Annotated in this window: 16 protein-coding genes; 11 read left to right on the forward strand and 5 right to left on the reverse strand. The window is 62.2% G+C overall.

Features of this window, described 5'->3' with window-relative positions:
- Positions 1–34: 34 nt before the first annotated feature.
- Positions 35–1153 (reverse strand): HNH endonuclease, encoded by a 1119-nt coding sequence (locus tag SSARUM_RS02370; protein ID WP_060430798.1) that lies wholly within the window; start codon positions 1151–1153, stop codon positions 35–37.
- 236 nt (positions 1154–1389) lie between these two features.
- A complete protein-coding gene (locus SSARUM_RS02375) occupies positions 1390–1707 on the reverse strand; it encodes a hypothetical protein (RefSeq protein WP_060430800.1) in 318 nt (105 codons plus the stop codon).
- Positions 1708–2243: 536 nt separating this feature from the next.
- Between SSARUM_RS02375 and SSARUM_RS02380 the strand changes: the two genes are divergently transcribed.
- The 3 genes from SSARUM_RS02380 to SSARUM_RS02390 are packed head-to-tail and all read left to right on the forward strand — an operon-like array spanning position 2244 to position 3646.
- Positions 2244–2777, forward strand: coding sequence for a hypothetical protein (locus SSARUM_RS02380; RefSeq protein ID WP_060430802.1), 534 nt, complete (start codon positions 2244–2246; stop codon positions 2775–2777).
- A gap of 11 nt (positions 2778–2788) precedes the next feature.
- Positions 2789–3214, forward strand: a complete 426-nt coding sequence (locus tag SSARUM_RS02385; protein WP_060441729.1) for a putative T6SS immunity periplasmic lipoprotein — start codon at positions 2789–2791, stop codon at positions 3212–3214.
- A 12-nt stretch (positions 3215–3226) separates the two neighbouring features.
- Positions 3227–3646 (forward strand): putative T6SS immunity periplasmic lipoprotein, encoded by a 420-nt coding sequence (locus SSARUM_RS02390; protein ID WP_060441728.1) that lies wholly within the window; start codon positions 3227–3229, stop codon positions 3644–3646.
- 14 nt (positions 3647–3660) lie between these two features.
- Here the strand turns inward: SSARUM_RS02390 and SSARUM_RS02395 are convergent, their stop codons facing one another.
- Together SSARUM_RS02395 and ascF are read right to left on the reverse strand one after the other, a co-directional pair.
- Positions 3661–5091 (reverse strand): 6-phospho-beta-glucosidase, encoded by a 1431-nt coding sequence (locus tag SSARUM_RS02395; protein WP_060430808.1) that lies wholly within the window; start codon positions 5089–5091, stop codon positions 3661–3663.
- Positions 5092–5107: 16 nt separating this feature from the next.
- Positions 5108–6550, reverse strand: coding sequence for a PTS cellobiose/arbutin/salicin transporter subunit IIBC (gene ascF / locus SSARUM_RS02400; RefSeq protein WP_060430810.1), 1443 nt, complete (start codon positions 6548–6550; stop codon positions 5108–5110).
- Positions 6551–6834: 284 nt separating this feature from the next.
- Here ascF and SSARUM_RS02405 point away from each other — a divergent pair, with 284 nt between their 5' ends.
- The 8 genes from SSARUM_RS02405 to SSARUM_RS02440 all read left to right on the forward strand — a co-directional run bounded on the left by SSARUM_RS02405 (position 6835) and on the right by SSARUM_RS02440 (position 17373).
- Positions 6835–7857: a LacI family DNA-binding transcriptional regulator gene (locus tag SSARUM_RS02405; RefSeq protein WP_139291240.1), complete on the forward strand. Its 1023-nt coding sequence runs from the start codon at positions 6835–6837 to the stop codon at positions 7855–7857.
- A gap of 111 nt (positions 7858–7968) precedes the next feature.
- The gene (locus SSARUM_RS02410; RefSeq protein WP_047569528.1) at positions 7969–8847 is read left to right on the forward strand and encodes a helix-turn-helix transcriptional regulator; all 879 of its coding nucleotides are present in this window, start codon (positions 7969–7971) and stop codon (positions 8845–8847) included.
- 100 nt (positions 8848–8947) lie between these two features.
- Positions 8948–10624, forward strand: coding sequence for an ATP-binding cassette domain-containing protein (locus SSARUM_RS02415; protein ID WP_060419562.1), 1677 nt, complete (start codon positions 8948–8950; stop codon positions 10622–10624).
- Positions 10614–12251 (forward strand): ATP-binding cassette domain-containing protein, encoded by a 1638-nt coding sequence (locus tag SSARUM_RS02420; RefSeq protein ID WP_060430811.1) that lies wholly within the window; start codon positions 10614–10616, stop codon positions 12249–12251. The genes SSARUM_RS02415 and SSARUM_RS02420 overlap by 11 nt, the downstream gene beginning before the upstream one ends.
- A gap of 87 nt (positions 12252–12338) precedes the next feature.
- Positions 12339–14477, forward strand: a complete 2139-nt coding sequence (locus SSARUM_RS02425; protein ID WP_181404992.1) for a TonB-dependent siderophore receptor — start codon at positions 12339–12341, stop codon at positions 14475–14477.
- Positions 14477–14725: a hypothetical protein gene (locus tag SSARUM_RS02430; RefSeq protein ID WP_033652804.1), complete on the forward strand. Its 249-nt coding sequence runs from the start codon at positions 14477–14479 to the stop codon at positions 14723–14725. Before SSARUM_RS02425 ends, SSARUM_RS02430 begins: the two co-directional genes overlap by 1 nt.
- On the forward strand, positions 14722–16143 hold the full coding sequence (locus SSARUM_RS02435; RefSeq protein WP_060419557.1) for a PepSY-associated TM helix domain-containing protein: 1422 nt from the start codon (positions 14722–14724) through the stop codon (positions 16141–16143). The genes SSARUM_RS02430 and SSARUM_RS02435 overlap by 4 nt, the downstream gene beginning before the upstream one ends.
- 3 nt (positions 16144–16146) lie before the next feature.
- A complete protein-coding gene (locus SSARUM_RS02440) occupies positions 16147–17373 on the forward strand; it encodes a RhtX/FptX family siderophore transporter (protein WP_060419555.1) in 1227 nt (408 codons plus the stop codon).
- 157 nt (positions 17374–17530) lie between these two features.
- Here SSARUM_RS02440 and SSARUM_RS02445 read toward each other — a convergent pair whose 3' ends face one another.
- A complete protein-coding gene (locus SSARUM_RS02445) occupies positions 17531–17953 on the reverse strand; it encodes a hypothetical protein (RefSeq protein ID WP_060430813.1) in 423 nt (140 codons plus the stop codon).
- Between the last annotated feature and the right edge of the window lie 20 nt (positions 17954–17973).

Below are 17973 nucleotides of genomic sequence, written 5' to 3' on the forward strand. Positions count from 1 at the left end.
GTGTTTCGATCTAGAGGCACTGTAATAAAACTGGCTATTTATATGCAGCCTCTTTCAACTCCAGCTTCACCATCAGCTGCTTATTCACCTCTTTCCCATCCACCCCGCTATGAATCCGCCGATGGCAAGTTGGGCAAATGGCGCCCACCCACTGCGGGTGATCGGGGCCTTCGTCGGCTAAGCGTTTAGTGTGATGGGGTTCGAGGTAGGGATCGCCGTTCCTTTTCTTGAACGGTGCCGGCTGGTCGCAGGCTTCACAGATGCCGTTGGCGCGCTTCAGCACGTATTTTTTCACGTCTTCGCTGCGTTTGAACCAGGATTTTTTGCTGTCACTCTGTTGGCGCTGGCCTGATTGCTTTGAGGACTGTAGTGCCTTCTTGCGCAACTGCTCGAGCGTCTCTGTCTGTGTATCGGCTTCATCGGTGTCTGCATCTTCTTCAACCGCATGCAGTGACGAGACTTTGAAAAGGTTAAAGGTAATGCCTTGCCGCATATTATTTTCGAAGTCTAAGCACTGAATGTGATCCCAAGAATCGCACTCGAACATGCCAAGATAGCGGACGCCTTTTTCTTTCTTGTTGTCCTCAAACAGGAAGATGTCTTTGCCATCGTCCTTATGGTCACGGATGGCCTTATTACCTCTAGTAAAGGTCATTGGCCCCTTTTGGCCTTCTCCCGTATAGGCATAGCGTCCATCCTCTAGCTGACCATCTTTATAGCCGTAGGTTTCGCCGCTTTCTCCGGTGAAGATAAAGATCACCGGAAATTCCCGTGGGGTCCAGATACCGCCTTGCAGCTGCCCGCCGTAGAGCTCGATAAGCGCTTTGCGTGTGTACAGTTTGCCTTCGGTTAAATAGTCAAAAGGATGCAGTGTTTCGACGATCTCAAAACCGAGGTCTTTGAGAAATTGGATGGCTTTTTCCGTGCCGCTATCGGCATTGATTCCTTTAAACGGATAGCCATGCTGCTCACGGTATGCTCTAGCGGCAATGCCTCGGATGTCGTACTTCTCGCCATTATAATGAAGGGTGTATTTTTTAAATCGTTTTATTTCATGTTGTTTTAAGAATTCATCTCGGCCAAGTTTTTTATATTCTTCGATGGCTTTTAAAACGGATTCTTTTGAAGATAACGCCTCTATCGCAGTTGCCAAAACCACTCCCTCATATTACCGAGTAGGCTCTGGGCAATGTGCTTGCTGACGAGTGCAGTATGCATCAATACCCAGCAGTTAACTCATCGATTTACCGAATGCGTTAACTATGCCAGGTAGGGGAGGAAATGCCTACCTTGATGAATGCTTTTGTTGTGATATGTCAGTCAGATCTATTGGAAAAGCGTGATTGGGAAGGGCGACGAGTACAGGCATCGCCCTGATTGTCGCTTACATTAGTTGCAGGCTTCGATCTCACGCAGAGCCCGCCCATACAGGTTACACAGCGCAGGAACCAGATGCGCCGTAGCGTTGAGATAGCGATTTAGTTGCTCCCAGTCTTCGATATCCAGCTGCGGGTGCTTTTGCAGCAAATGGCCGAACAGCATCAGGCCGTGGCACAGACCTTCCGCCTGTTCGGCAGAGAGTGCGGCCAGGTCTAAGAGTTCTGAGGGATTGAAAGCGCTGAGATCGAGGTGGTTAAACAGTTGGCGGTAGAGGGTTAGGGTGTTGGGGATGGTTTCAGAAGCGTTGGGTAAGTTTGTGTTTTCCATATCGGCTATTTCCATTGGGAGAGAAATACCGCTACCAGAAGAGACGCTAAACTCGGGTGGTAGCTCGAACGGCGTTAGCGTACCGGCCCCAACGGATACCGGCCTTCCCGGAGGAAGCACCGCCCGAGCCACCATTGTTTGGGTGTGCATCGGCATGCTCGAATTTATACCATATTCGAACAGGGTTGGGGGATTCGGAACGCTAACTCCGGCTGTGGGTTTTGCCGCAGCGGAAAAACTATAACGTTATCAGTAAAAGGAAAAAATAAGCTGTATGGAATTACAGGTTGTTTACTCATGAGATTGGAATGCCGATCGCAGTTTTTAATTTGTAATTCAGACCAATCAATTTGGATAATTCATTTTCTAATTGAATTATTAAATGCGTGAATTTAGTTATCATGAAACACATTGAAGTGAATGAATGTAAAAAATATGGTGGGGTATTTATCCTGCGTGCCTAGGGTGCTATTATCAACCTCTTTGTTAATGCTTGCGGTAGTGAGTTTTTTAAATAATGACAGGGATGCACCACGATGGAAAAGAAAGAGGGCGCTTTAAGACTATTAACCTCCGGGGAGATCGGCCTTGCGAAGTCGGTATTTGGTGGTTCAATTATTTATGGGAAAGTCTGGGTTCATCACGATAGCTATTTCCCCTTTGGCTTACAAAATCGAAATACTGCGATGTCACCCAATGGTGAGCTGTATTTTAGAGACTGGTACGTGCCCGATTTCTCAAAGGAAGGGTATAGTCATAAACATCTTTTCATCCATGAAATGGTTCATGTTTGGCAATACCAGCGTGGTATGTGGGTTAAGACCCGAGGCCTCTACAGTTGGTTGGCAAATTACAGTTATGAACTGGATGGCTCCAAACTCCTAAAGAACTACGCTATGGAGCAACAGGCTCAGATCGTTGCTGATTATCATTTGTTGACCTCTTCAGGTTATGCTGTTTGGAGAAATCGCTTCGGCAAGGAAGTGACTTACAGCGGTAATGACTATGCCGATGTGAGAAAAGTAAAAGAAAAATATGAGAAAGTGTTAGTCGGTTTTCCTTACAAGTAAGAGGATTGATTATGAAGGCGAGATTGTTCTGTGCCGTTGTTGGTGTGTCCTTGCTAAGCGCCTGTGTAGGCGATCGTCTCGATCAGCGCTATGCGCCGGATATCCCTATCACCGCCCATGCTAAAGCGAATGGCGATATTTGCATTTCTCCGTCGCCAAAGGAAAATGAAAGGCAAGATACGCTCTATCTCAGCGGTGATACGGATGAGAAATTGATTGAGGTGGGGAATCAGGATCTTAAAAAGGGCATTTGCGCTACCCAAGAAGATTACCCGTTTCAGGAAAATCATATCTATAGCATGAGGCTAAATTTTGTACCGATTGAGAAGCGCAGAAATCTGCAGGATGTTTCCGGCAGGGCCTTTATTGCTCACTTCAAAGTGAAAAAGCTCAACGGCGCTTATGAAATTGAAAATATCACGCAGGGCAGCAGATAACGCAGAGACAAAATGAAACGGATTTTCCCCCTCGCATTCCCCTTCCTGCTCGCCGGCTGTCCGTCGATAGGCGATCGTATCCCCGTAGACTATCCCGCTACCGCCAGCCTGCGTGAGGGCAAAGTATGCATCACCGTCCAGCCGCAGGGAGACGAAAAGCTCGCGGGCATCTCGATCTACCGATTGGATGAGGCGCAGAGCCGCACGTTCAAATTCTTCGATCCGCTGCGGGATGTCGCCCCCAATCAGTGCGTCCCTGATGAGGGCTACGCATTTACACAGGGGCAGCAATACCATTTCTCCGCGAAGCTGGTCTCCCACAAGAAACAGCGGGCGGGTGAGTTTCCCTCTGCGCGTGAATTCGTCGCAGAATTCGTTGTGCATCAGGAAGGTAATCAACTTAGGTTGGAAGCCCTCCGCACCCCACGCTAGCCCCAGCCCTAAACCTACCCCAAATCCCCCCCATTACTTGCGATCACCTTCTTATACCACCAGAACGATTTCTTGCGGGTGCGGGCGAGGGTGCCGTTGCCCTGGTCGTCGCGGTCGACGTAGACAAAGCCGTAGCGCTTGCTCATTTCGCCGGTCGAAGCAGCCACCAGGTCGATGCAACCCCAGGTGGTGTAACCCAGCACCGGCACGCCGTCGGCGATGGCGTCGGCCATGGCGCGGATGTGTTCGCGCAGGTAGCTGATGCGGTAGTCGTCCTCAATCTCGCCTGCTGCATTGAACTCGTCGTGCGCGCCCAGGCCGTTTTCCACCAGGAACAGCGGCTTTTGGTAGCGGTCGTACATCATGTTCATGGTGATGCGCAGCCCCAGCGGATCGATGCCCCAGCCCCAGTCGCTGCGCGGCACGTGCGGGTTCGCCAGCGATTTCACCACGTTGGCGGCGCTGCTGTTGTTGTCGTTCATGTCGGCGGAGGCGCAGCGCGAGGCGTAGTAGCTGAAGGAGACGAAGTCGACGGTGTGCTTCAGGATGTCGGCGTCTTCCGGTGCCATCGCGACGCTCACGCCTTTCTCGCGGAAGACGCGGGCGGCGTAGGAGGGGTAAGCGCCGCGCGCCTGCACGTCGATAAAGAACAGGTTCTCGCGGTCTTTCTCCAGCGCGGCCCACACGTCTTCCGGCTTGCTGGACCACGGATAGAAGTTGCCGCCGGCCAGCATGCAGCCCACCTGGTTGGCGGGGTTCACTTCGTGGGCGATGCGCGTCGCCAGTGCGCTGGCCACCAGTTCGTGGTGCGCGGCCTGGTATTTCACCTGTTCGGGGTTTTCGTCCGCTTCAAACACCAACCCCGCGCCGGAGAATGGGCTGTGCAGCAGGATGTTGATCTCGTTGAAGGTCAGCCAGTATTTCACCAGCCCGTCGAAGGCTTCGAAGCAGGTGCGGGCGTAGCGGGTGAAAAACTCCACCATCCTGCGGTTGCGCCAGGAGCCGTATTCGGTCACCAGGTGCATCGGCACGTCGAAATGGCACAGGGTCACCAGCGGCTCGATGCCGTATTGGCGGCACTCTTCGAACAGGCTGCGGTAGAAGGCGATGCCTTCGGCGTTGGGCGTCAGCTCGTCGCCGTTGGGGTAAATCCGGCTCCAGGCGATGGAGGTGCGGAACACGGTAAAGCCCATCTCCGCCATCAGCGCGATGTCGTCGCGGTAGCGGTGGTAGAAATCGATGGCGTCGTGGCTGGGGTAAAACTCGTCGTCGCGCAGGCTAAAGCGCTTCTCCAGCCCGAGTTTGACCGCCATGCGGTGCGGGCCGTGCGGGATCATATCGACGGTGGTCAGCCCTTTGCCGCCCTCGCGATAGCCGCCTTCCGCCTGGTTGGCGGCTAAAGCGCCGCCCCATAAAAACCCTTTAGGGAATGTTGAGTCAGACATGCAATCCTCTGGTGTCTCAATGCGTTGCGCTGGCGGCGTTCGCCGCCGGTGCGGTTTGGCCGGGCGCGGCGGCGTTTTCCGGCAGATCCTCGAAGCCCAGCATCAGCGTGAGCGCGAACGACAGCACTACCGAGAGCGCCATCACCGCCACCACCCACACGATGCTCATCGGGTTGGCCGGATCGAAGAACTGCACGCTGGTGAACAGCCCGGGCGAGGCCATCGAATGGCTGGCCAGCCCGCCGATGCCGGCGACCGCGCCGCAGACGAAGCCGCTGATCAGGCTGGCGACCAGCGGCCGCTTCAGGCGCACCGCCACGCCGTACAGCGCCGGTTCGGAAATCCCCGCCACGATGGCGGAGGCGGCGGCGGCCAGCGCGGTCTGGCGCAGCTCGCGGTTCTTGGTTTTCAGCGCCACCGCCAGCGAAGCGCCGCCCAGCGACAGGTTAGCGCCGATCTCCGAAGGCATCACCATGCCTTCTTTGCCGGTCTCGGCGATGGTCTGGATGATGGTCGGGGTGAACACCCGGTGCATGCCGGTGATCACCAGCAGCGGCCAAATCGCCCCCATGATGGCCACGGAGAGCCAGCCCAAATAGCCGTGCACGGTGTAGACCAGCGCAGAGATGCCGCTGCCGATCCAGATGCCGAGCGGCCCGATAAGCAGAATGGCGATCGGCGCGGCGATCAGCACGATCAGCATCGGTTTGAGGAAGTTCTTGGTCACCGCCGGGGTGATGCGATCCACCCCGCGTTCGATGTGCGACAGGATCCAGGTCATCACCAGCGCCGGGATCACCGTGTAGGTGTATTTCACCGCCGTCACCGGGATGAAGGCGAATTCCACCGCCTGGCCCTGTGCCGCCTTGGCCATCAGATCGATAAAGTTGGGATGCACCAGCACCCCGGCGATGGCGATCGCCAACGACATGTTGGTTTTGAACTTCAGCGCCGCCGAGGCGGCGACCATCACCGGCAGGAAGAAGAATGCGCCGTCGCCGATTACGTTGAGGATGACGAGGGTCGAGGAGCCTTTATCGAATACCCCGGCCATATCCAGGATCATCGCCAGCAGCTTCACCATCGAGCCGCCGATGATGGCGGGGATCAGGGGCGACATGGTGCCCACCAGCGCGTCGAGAATGCCGGCGCCGATACCCTTCAGGGTGAGCTGGCGTTTCACCGGGGCAGCGGGGGCCGCCGCACCCGGCATGCCGAGCGCCAGCACCGCCTGATAAGCCTTGGCCACCTCGTTGCCGATGATCACCTGGCACTGCTCGCCGCTGTGCACCACGCCCAGCACGCCGTCGATGGCCTTCAGCGCCGGGGTGTCGATCCGCGCTTTGTCTTTCACCACGAATCTCAGGCGGGTCATGCAGTGGGTCACGGCCTCGATATTGCCCGCGCCGCCCAGGGCGGCCACGATGGCGTGCGAGATCTCTGCGTAGTTCTTCGGCATGGCGTGTCGTCTCTCAGATAGCAATTCGGATAGCCCAAAGGCGCATGTTTACTGCCTGGGCGATCCGTTGTTCCATCCGTATGAAACGCCCACAAGAAACCGGTTTCATAAAATCATGTATTGGTGTTTTGTTGTTGGCAAGAACTATGATTTTTGGCGTTTCGTTTTCGTGATCTGGATCGTCAGAGGTAAGTGCGCACCGACGCGCTGGGGGGCGAAAGCGTTCCAAACGCCGGGCGTCTTGGGTAGACTGCGCTGAACCCATGGATTTTGGCGGCGCACAGATGGCAACGATACTCGAGGTGGCGAAAAAGGCCGGCGTTTCAAAGGCGACGGTGTCACGCGTTTTGTCCGGCAGCGGCTATGTCAGCGAGGAGAAACGCGCGTTGGTGGCTAAAGCCATCGCGGAAACCGGCTATCGGCCCAACCTGCTGGCGCGCAGCCTGGCGACCAACACCACCCAAACCCTCGGCCTGGTGGTCACCAACACCCTCTACAGCGGCAACTATTTCAGCGAACTGATGGCGCAGTCGGCGCGCATCATGGAGGCGAACGGCCGCCAACTGATCCTGGTGGACGGCAAGCACACCGCCGAAGAGGAGCGGGCCGCCATTCAGTTTTTGCTGGATCTGCGCTGCGACGGGGTGATCATCTATCCGCGTTTTCTGTCGATTGCGGAAATGGACGAGATCGTCTCCCAACACCGCCAGCCGATTCTGGTGATCAACCGGCGGCTACGGCTGAACGACAGCTACTGCATCTTCAGCGATCAGCACGCCGCCGGCGCGGCGGCGGTGGCGCACCTGATCGCGCGTGGGCATCGCGACATCGCCTTTATCACCGGCTCGCTTGATTCCCCCACCGGGCTGGAGCGGCTTTCCGGCTACAAATCCGCGCTGGCTCAGCAGGGCATCGCGGTTAACGAGGCGTTGATCGTCGAGGGGAAATGGCACGCGCAAAGCGGCGTGGCGGCGGTCGATGCGCTGCTGGCCGGCGGGCAGCCGTTCAGCGCCATCGTCGCCGGCAACGACGAGATGGCCATCGGCGCGATGAAGCGGCTGGCGGAGCGCGGCGTGGCGGTGCCGGAGGCGGTATCGGTCATCGGCTTCGACGACATCCCATTGGCGCCCTATACCGTGCCGTCGCTGTCGAGCATGAAGATGCCGGTCACCGAGATGATCCAGGAGACCATCAACCGCCTGCTGTCGATGCTGGACGGCGGCGAGCTGAGCAAGCGCCCCAGCTTCCCGGCCTGCCTGATCGAGCGCGAGTCGGTGGCGGCGGGGCCGTATTGGGGTGGTAACTGATCCATCCGCGCCTCAATAGACAAACCCGACGGCCGGCCTTATATTGCTAATGAGAATCACTATCAAAAACCTCGCCGACGGTCGGCGTCATCATTCACAGGCAGGGCGAACATGTCTACGTCCCCCCAGCGGTTACTGCAGGAATATCATCAGCAAGCGCAGGACTATGCGCTGTCGGACATGCTGCGTGCGCGGCGCGGCGTGTTGGCCGCCGATGTCGACATCGAGCTGGATGAACCCCACCGCGCGGGGCTGAAGATCGTGGTGATCCGCCGCGGGCGTCTGCGCTGTGAAAGCGGAACGGGGCCGCAGGTGGAGCTGAACGGCCCTTCGCTGTTGCTGGCCGCCGGGCGGGACGACTTCGTGTTGAACAACCTGTTCCAGGCCGGCGAACCGCTCGATTATACCCTGCTGCAGTTCTCCGCCGCCTGGCTGGAGCAGAACGATGTCCGCCTGCCGCCCGGCCTCGATGGGCGGCGGCATGCGCAGTTGGTGCCGCTGGCGGCGCCGGCAGCGCTGATCGGCCAGGCCCGGCAACTGTTCGCCTGCCCGCTGCACGAGTCGCAGCGCGGGCTGTGGTTCAGCGCCAGGGCCAACGAGCTGGCGGCGCATTGCCTGCATCAATGCTGGAACCGCAGCGCTGCCGCGCCGTCTGTTGGCGTGCACCTGGCCGCGCGCGATGTGGCGCGCCTGCAGCTGGCGCGCGAAATCCTGTTGGCGGAGATGGAGCAGCCGCCGAGCCTGGATCAACTGGCTCAGCGCGCCGGGTTGAACACCCGCAAACTCACGCAAGGGTTCCGCCAGCTGTTTGGCGCCAGCGTATTCGGCCTGCTGCAGGAGCACCGGCTGCAAACCGCTTGGCGCTTGCTGAGCGAGCAGGATCTGCACGTTTCCACCGTCGCCTGGCAGGTGGGTTATACGCCGGCGCACTTCTCCGTCGCCTTCCGCAAGCGTTTCGGCGTCATGCCCTGCGACGTCAAAAAGCGTTAGCCACGCAATCGAAAGAAAAAGTCTCGCCGGCGAAAGCCTTTACGGATGAGGACGTCCGCCGCTTTTGGCTACAGTAAGCGCCTTTGCCGTGGAGGATCTCATGCTGAGTGACCTGCGGGCGCTGACGCGTCCTTTCCGCATCATGCTGTATTCCGCGCTGGCGCTGCAGGCGCTGGCCGGCGTCAGTTCGCTGTTTCCATGGCTGGCGATAGCCCGGCTGGTGGACGCCGATCCGGCGGCCTATCCCTTCTGGCTTGGCGTCGCCGCCGGTGGCCTGGCGCTGTGGCTGTTCGCCCAAACGCTGGCGCTGCACCTCACTCATCTGCTCGACGCGCGTTTGTGTCATCGGCTGCGCAGCCAATTGGCCGCCAAGCTGGTGCGTCTGCCGCTGAACTGGTTTGTGCGGCAGGGCGAGAGCGGCGCCGCCCGGGCGCTGTCGCAGGACATTCAGGCGCTGCATCAGCTGGTGGCCCATGCGCCGGCGGAGTTGGTGCAGCTGGCCGTGGTACCCGGCTGCGCGCTGGCGCTGCTGGCGGCGGTGCAGTGGCCGCTGCTGCTGTTCGCGCTGATACCTTTGCTGGCGGCCGCGCTGCTGTTTCACGTCATCCGTTCGCCGCACCTGCGGCCGGCGTTTGAACAACGCGATCGGGCGTTTCGGCAGTTGAACGACGATTATCGGCAGCTGGCGGCGCATCCGCTGTTGGCGCGCCAGTTTCCCGGTGCGGGCATCGAAGCGCGTGCGCGGCAGAGCCTGCGGGGCTTTCTCGCCGCCTTTCACCGTTGGCTGCGGCGTATCGGCGCGCTCGGCGCCGTGACCCAATTACTGCTCAGCGCCGCGCTGTCGGCCGGTTGGCTGTTGCTCGGCGCCCGCTGGCTGGTGCCCAATCTCACGCTGGCGGAGCTGGCGCTGTTCGTGTTGCTGTTGCGCAGCGTGGCGCAACCGGTGATGGCGATGGGGCACGGCGGCGATGCATTGCGTGCGGCGACGCTGGCCGCCGGCCGCATTCGGGCGCTGCTGGCGCATCCCGAAATACGCTGGGGAGGGCGCTCGACGATCGCTTCGGCGCCGCAGGGGGCGGCGCTGCAGCTGAGCGATCTCGGTTGCCGGCACGACGAACGCTGGTTGCTGCAGGGCGTCAATCTGGCCGTCGAACCGGGAGAATGGCTGGCGATTGTCGGGGCGTCGGGCAGCGGTAAAAGCACGCTGCTGCGGTTGATCGCCCGTTATAGCGAGCCGGATAGCGGAACGGTATCGCTCGACGGCGTGCTCGCCGACGCGTTCTCGGCGCAGGCATTCAATCAGATGGTGGCCGTGGTGCCGCAGGAGAATACGCCGCCGGCGATGTCGCTGCGCGACAACCTGACGCTGTTCGTCGGCGGGGCCGACGATGCGCAGCTGCGGCGCGTGCTGGCCGTGCTGGGGCTGGCGGCGCGTTTGCAGGATAGGTTGGACGATACGCCTTCGCTTTCCGGCGGGGAGGCGCAGCGTCTCGCCATCGCCCGGGCGTTGCTGGCGCGGCGGCCGCTGCTGTTGGCCGACGAACCGACTTCGGCGCAGGATCGGCAAAATCGCGAACGCATTCTGACGGCGCTGGCGCAGCTGCCCGCCACCCGGCTGGTGGCAACGCACGACGCGGAACTGTGCCGCCGCGCCGATCGGGTGGCGGTGCTGGCGGAGGGGCGGTTGCTGGCGGTCGGCACGCCCGCCGAGCTGGCGGATCATCCGGCATTGTTGGCGGCGTTGGCCGAGCGCCAGGAGGCGGACGATGAAGTTTGAGTTGGTGAAAGCGTTGGCCCCGGCGCTGTTGCTGATGGCGCTGGCCGCCGCGTTGGATGGCGTCTGCGCCTTGCTGCTGGCGGCAGCGGTGGCGAACTGGCAGCAAAATCCCGGCCATTGGCTAGGGCTGCTGGCGCTGGCTACGCCTCTCTTGCTGGCGGTGCAGTATGCGGCGGCCTCCCGCGGTTTCTTCGCCGGCGGCGCGGTGATGAGCGCGTTGCTGCGGGCGCTGTTCCGCCGTCTGCCGCGCGCGCTGTCGCCGCAGGAGCAGGCACCGGGTCTGTTGGCCGGGGCCATCGGTCAGACGATGTCGGCACCCGCGCACCTGCTGGCGCCGTTGGTTGGCGCGGTCGTCACGCCGCTGGCGCTGATCGCCGGGCTGGCCTGCCTGAGCCCGGGAGTGGCGCTGATGCTGCTGGCGGCCTGCGTGCTGTTGATGCTGGTGTTGCGCGGTTCGGCGGCCCGGCTGCACCGGCGAGAGCGAGAGCTTGGGGAGGCCAATCAGAGTATTGAAGGGGCGCTGATGCAGTTTGCCCGTCATCAGGCATTGCTGCGCTTCGGCTACGGGCAGGCGGCCGCCGCCGAGGCGTTGACGCAACGGTTGGATGACCATCATCGGGCGCACGCCGCGCTGCTGCGCCAAAGCTTGCCATATCACCTGTTGTTCAGCGCCGGGCTGCAGCTGACGCTGTTGGCGGCATTGTGGTTCGGTGCCCATGAGGTGCTGGCGCAGCGCCTGAACGTCGCCCAATGGCTGGCGCTGATGATTGTCCTGGCCCGCTTGTTGGAGCCGTTGCTTCAGCTTTCTCACCTCGATCAGGCGCTGCGTCAGTTGAAGAGCGCGTGGGCGCAACTGCGGCAGGCGCTGGCGTCGCCCACGTTGCCGCTGCCGGAACGGGACGGCGCCGCGCCGCAGGACGACGGCATCGCGCTTGAGGCGCTGAGCCTGGCGGCGGCGCACGGCGGCTGGCGGCTGCGGGAAATAGGCGGAGCCTGCGCCGCCGGAGAGATGTTGGCGATCGTCGGCCCTTCGGGCGCCGGCAAAAGCAGCCTGCTGAGCCTGATGGCGCGCACGCAGGATCCGACGGCGGGGCGGGTGTTCTACGGCGGCCGTGACGTGCGCGCGTTGTCGGCGCGGCAATTGGCGGGCGGTCGCGGCGTGATGTGGCAAGACAATCGCCTGCTGCGCGGCAGCGTGCGCTGGAATCTGACCCAGGGGCGAACGGATATCGGCGATGAGCGTCTGCTGGCGCTGTTGGCGGCGCTGGATCTGCCGCCCGACGTGCTGGAAGAAGAGGTCGGCAGCGACGGCGATCGTTTCTCCGGCGGGCAGAAGCAACGGCTGTGCCTGGCGCGCACGCTGCTGCAGGGGGCGCCACGATTGTTGTTGGACGAACCGGGCGCCAGTCTGGATCTGCGCAACGCCGAGCGCGTGGCGGCCCTGCTGGCCGGCTGGCCCGGCACGCGGGTCGTCGTCACCCACGATCCCGCGTTGGCCTGTCGGGCGGATCGAGTGTGGGTGCTGGAAGGCGGGCGGCTGACGGCGGCGGGCAGCCCGGATGCGCTGCGCGAGGCGGGGGGCTGGTTCGCCCGTTTCTGCCAGGCGAAAATGACCGGCGATCGATAGAGAAACTCCGGCAATCGAAAAAGTCGCGGCGGCCGTTTTGTTAGATTGATAACGATTATCATTTAACAATAACAACCAGGGAAAAACATGCGACTCATTCACCTCTCACCAGTGGCGGCCGCGATGCGCCACGGCGCGTTGCTGTGCGCGCTGTGCGGCACCGGGGCGCTGGCGCAGGATGCGCCGGCCAAAACGGACGTAAAAGAAGATACCCTCACCGTGACCGCCGGCGCGGCGGCGCGGGATGACTATGTGGCTCCCGGCGTCACCACGCTGGGGAAAATCCCGCTGAAACCGCGTGAAGTGGCCCAGTCGGTCAGCGTGATCGATCGACAGCAGATGGAGCAGCAGAATCTCACATCGCTGGATGCGGTGATGACGCGCGCCACCGGCGTCACCAGCGCCCCCTTCGTGTTGCTGACCACCGCGTGGTATGCGCGCGGCTTCAAGATCGATTCGTTCGAACTGGACGGCGTGCCGACGCTGCTGGGCAATACCGCCAGCTCGCCGCAGGACATGGCGGTGTATGAGCGGGTGGAGATCCTGCGCGGCTCCAACGGCCTGCTGCACGGGCTCGGCAACCCGGCGGCCACGGTCAACATGGTGCGCAAGCACGGACTGGCGCAAAACCGCGCGCAGTTTACCGCCAGCGCCGGGAGCTGGAATCAGTATCGCGGCGAAGCGGACGTGGGCGGCCCGCTGAACGCGTCGGGCAGCGTGCGCGGCCGTGCGGTGATGGCATGGGAAGATCGCGATTATTTCTATCGCGTCTCGGATCAGAAAACCCGTTTGCTGTATGCCACCGTCGACGCCGATCTGACGCCGGATACCCTGCTGCGTGTCGGCGCGCAGTACCAAACCATCGATTCCGTCACCAATATGGCCGGGGTGCCGATGGGGAAAGACGGCAGCGATCTGCACCTGCCGCGCAGCACCTATCTGGACGTGGACTGGGATCGCTTCAAATGGGACACCACGCGGCTGTTCGCTGCGGTGGAGCATCGGCTGAACGACGACTGGCAGGTCAAGCTGAGCGGCGACTATCTGCACGCCAAGTCTCGCCTGCTGTATGCCGGCGCCTGGGGCAACGTCGATCCGGCCACCGGCGACGGCGCGGCGCTGATGGGCGGCGCCTATCGTTTTCGCAATCAGCAGCTGGGGCTGGACGCCAGCCTGAACGGCAAGATCGACGCCTGGGGGTTGCGGCACGAGCTGGTCGTCGGCGCCAGCTACACCCATGCCGAAGAAGAACAGTTCACTGCACGGTTTGATTCTGTGTTTCAGGTGCCGGTGAACGTCTACCGCTGGGATCCGCACGGCGTGCCGAAGCCAGCGATCGGCGCTTACAGCTCGCCGGGGTCGACCAAAACCGTTCAGCGCGGGGTGTACGGCATGGGCCGCATTAAACTGGCGGAGCCGCTGACGCTGGTGGCCGGCGCGCGCGAAAGCTGGTGGCAACTGCGTTCGCCCAGCGACACTCTGGAAGAGAACGCGCGTCTGACCCCCTACGGCGGCCTGATCTGGGATTTCGCCAAAGACTGGTCGTGGTATGCCAGCTACGCCACGGTGTTTCAGCCGCAGAGCGGCAAAACCTGGAGCGGGCAGATGCTTAAGCCGGTGGAGGGCCGCACGCTGGAAAGCGGGGTGAAGGCGTCGCTGATGAATGGCGCGCTCAACCTCTCGGCCGCGGCGTTCCGCATCGATCTGGAGAACAACCCGCAGGTGGATCCCGATCACCCGGGCGGCGGTTTCGATACCTGGTATATCAGCGGCGGCAAGGCTCGCAGTGAAGGCTTCGAGCTGGAAGGGCGCGGATACCTCACGCCATGGTGGGACGTCACGCTCGGCTACACCTATACCGACACGCGCTACACCCGCGACGCCGGCAACCAGGGGCGCGCCTACAACAGCCTGACGCCGCGTCATATGCTGCGGCTGTGGAGCGATTACGACCTGCCGTGGGATCAGCGCAAGTGGAGCATCGGCGGCGGCATCCAGGCGCAGAGCGCGTTCAGCAGCGCCAATGGCGCGACGACGCTGCGCCAGGGCGGCTATGCGCTGGTCAACGCACGGCTGGGGTATCGCATCGACGAGACCTGGTCGGCGGCGCTCAACGTCAACAATCTGTTCGATCGCCGCTACTACGCAGGGCTTTTCTCGCCGCAGTGGAACAACCGTTACGGTGAACCGCGCAACCTGATGTTCACCGTCAAGGCCGAGTTTTGATGAATATGCGCGTATGGGCGGCGTGCCTCGGCAGCGCCATGGGGGGCGTTACCCTGGCGCTGCTTTTGGCGCGCGGCTATCCCTCGGCCGACCCGCTCGATCGGCTTTACGGCGCGCTGTTTCTGGCGTTGTTCGGCGGCATCGCGTTGCTGACGTATAGCCTGCTGGCGCCGGACTGGCGTCGCACGCTGCTGCGCGCCTGGTTGTGGTGGCCGCTGCCGCTGGCGCTGCTGGAGGCGTGGCGATGAACGCCGTCGCGCGACGGGCTTTGGCGGCGCTGCATCGGGGCTGCGGCGCGTTGTTCGGCTGCGCGCTGTTCGTGGTCCTGTTCACCGGCTGCTGGAGCCTGGCCGGCGACAGTTTCACGCTGTGGTGGAACGGCGTGACGATGAGCGGCGAGCAACGGCCGTTGGCGCAGCTGCTGGACGACGCGAAAGCCTACGGTGAAGACGGCGCGGCGCCTTACGTCATGCTGCCGAGCGCGCGTTATCCGGTGATTCGCTTTTGCCGCGCCCCGGACGACTGCGCCCTCGCGTTGAGCGCCGTCAGCGGGCGGCTGGTCAGCCTGACGGCGCCGACCACGCTGTTGGTGACGCTGCACAAGAACCTGTTTCTCGGCTTTCCCGGTCGGGTGTTTCTCAGTTTGTTCGGCATCGCGTTCGCTTTGCTGCTGATCAGCGGGATTGCGCTGCATGGTCGACGGCTGCGCCAGCTGTTGCAGCTGCGGCGGCGTCAGGGGCTGCGGGTGCTGCTGTTCGATCTGCACAATCTGTTGGGGCTTTGGTGCTATCCGTGGCTGGTGATGTTCGCTTTGACCGGCGCGTTATCCGGCCTCGGCGCGCTCGGTACTGTGCTGCTGGCCGACCGCGTCAGCCCCGGTGCGCCGCAGCGGGTGATGGCGCAGCTGATGGGCGGTGCGCAACCTGCACCGCCCTTGCCTGACGCCGGGCGTACTCTTGCGCAGACGATGGCGGCGCTGCGGCGCCAGGCACCGGAATTTACGCCGCAAACCCTGCAGCGCGCGCCGGATGGTGCATTGCTGGCGGTGGGCGGCGTCACTCGCGGTATTCCCAGCAGCGCGCTGTTCGAGCAATTTCGTTTCGGCAGCGGCGAGCAGCCGGCGCTGATGCGGCGCAGCGCCGCTCATCAGGGGCCATGGACGCGCGCGTTCATCGCCGTTCAGCCGCTGCACTATGGCCAATACGCCTGGTTGCCGCGGGCGGCGGCGGCGGTGAGCGCGCTGCATTTTTTGGCCGGGTTCGGCGCGGCGACGCTGGCGCTGAGCGGGCTGGGATTGTGGTGCCTACGGCAGCCGCAGCGCCGTGCCGCGCGCTTTATCACCGGCGTCTGCTGTGGTCTGACGGTGGCGGGAAGTCTGCTGTTGGCCGCCCGGCCGCTGGCGGCGTTCCCTGCCGCCTGGCTGTTTTGGGGAATGTGGGGCGCGGTGGCGCTGTTGGCGTGGCGAGTTTGGCCGGGGTGGTTATTGTTCCTCAGCGGAATGGCCAGCGGTACGGCGCTGCTGGTGGCGGCGCTCGGCCATATGCTCAGCGCCGGCCCCGGCCTGTACTGGCTGGACAGCGCTTTACTGTTAGTCAGCGCGGCTCTGTTCGCCGCCGGCTCCTTGTTATGGCAATCGCGCGGCGCCTGGCCGCGCCAATTGGAGTAAAACATGCGACAACTATTGCAACATCGGCATCTGGTGCTGACCCTGGGGCTGCTCTATTTTAGTCAGGGCATCCCGATCGGCATCGCCATGGATGCGTTGCCGACCCTGCTGCGCCATGACGGCGCCAGCCTGCAGGCGCTGGCGTTTTTGCCGCTGGTGGGGTTGCCCTGGGTGGTGAAGTTTCTTTGGGCGCCGCTGGTGGATAATCACTGGTCGCCACGCTTCGGACGCCGCCGCAGTTGGATTATTCCGCTGCAGTGCGTGGTGACGCTGTGCCTGATCCTGCTCAGCGCGGTCGGCATTTCCGCGGCGGCGGCAGGGCTGTGCGTCGCGCTGCTGGCCGTCGCGTCGCTGGCCAGCGCTACGCAGGATATCGCCACTGATGGCATGGCGGCGGAACACGTCAGCGGTGAGTTGCTGTCGCGCGTCAATGCCATTCAAATCGCCGGGGTGATGAGCGGCTTCTTCGTCGGCGGGGCGGGCATGATGATGCTGAGTGCCCGGGTAGGCGTGCAGGGTGCGCTGCTGGCGATGGCGATCTTCCCTGCCGTCAGCCTGCTGGCGATTGGCCGCTTCCGACAACACGCCGATCTGCCGCCCGAACGCGCCGATTCGCGTCCGGCCAGCCTGCTGCGCACGCTGCGCCGTCGCGGCGCGGCGCGGTTGCTGACGCTCACGCTGCTGTCGGCGGTGACCGCGGTATCCGGCTTCGGGTTGGCCAAGCTGTTTTTAACCGATCACGGTTGGACGCCGGCGCAGGTCGGCCAGATCGGCATGGCCGGCGGCATGGTGACGCTGGTGCTCGGGTGCGGTGGCGGCGCCTGGCTGGTGAGCCTGCTCGGGGTGTGGAAGGCGTTCGCGGTTGGCCTGGGTTGTGCGCTGTGCGCCTCGCTGTGCTGGCTGGCGATGGCCAACTGGGGTCTGCAATCCGGCGGCGTGATCGCCGCGGTGATGGGAGGCGCGCTGGCTTCCGGAGTGACCTCGGTCGCTATCATGACTGCCGGCATGCAGTTCGCTGCGCAGGGCGATCAGGCGGGCACAGACATGACCATGGTGCAAAGCTCGCGCGATATCGGGGAAATGGTCAGCAATATGCTGATGGTGGGGATGACCGCCAGCCTGGGCTACCGTTTTTCCTTCGCGTTGGCGGCCGCGCTGGCCGTGCTGCTGCTGGGCATCAATCTGGCCAGCAACCGGCACCCTGCGGCGGTGCGGCGGCAAGAAGAGTAGAGGAGATAGTTGGGGCCGGTTAAACCAGCTATCGATGTTTAACCGCGGCGAGCTGAGCAAGCGCCCCAGCTTCCCGGCCAGCCTGATCGAGCGCGAGTCGGTGGCGGCGGGGCCGTATTGGGGAAAGACATAATCGCGTACCCGCCTTTTTCAGGTGCTACAACGCTTGAACCCGTCTCTTCGACAAAGCAAAAATCCCCAGCGCGCTGCCCAACGCCAGGGCGCTGGCGGCTGCCGTGGATAGCGCGAACTCGCGCGTGTAGGGCAACAGCAGGCCAGCCGCAGAGATGCTGCCCAGCAGCAGGCTAAAGAACAGCGCTTTTTTACGATAGGGCGCCTTTAGGTTGAGATAGGCGGCGACGGCGCAGACGATAAGTGTTCCGCCGACGACGACCAACAGCGGCAGGATAATGAATGCCCCGGCGAGGAGATTGGACAGCCCAACGTCCCCCACGCCGGCGTAAGAGACAATAAGGAACATGATGCCGATGGCTAATACCGTGCTCAGTTTGATGACGATATAAGTGCTCGCGCACAGGTTAAGCGCCTTTAATGCTACTAGCATCACGTTGTTTGCCATCGTTCATCCTTGAGTTTGTC

The sequence above is a fragment of the Serratia sarumanii genome (assembly GCF_029962605.1).
In the GTDB taxonomy this organism is placed as follows: domain Bacteria; phylum Pseudomonadota; class Gammaproteobacteria; order Enterobacterales; family Enterobacteriaceae; genus Serratia; species Serratia sarumanii.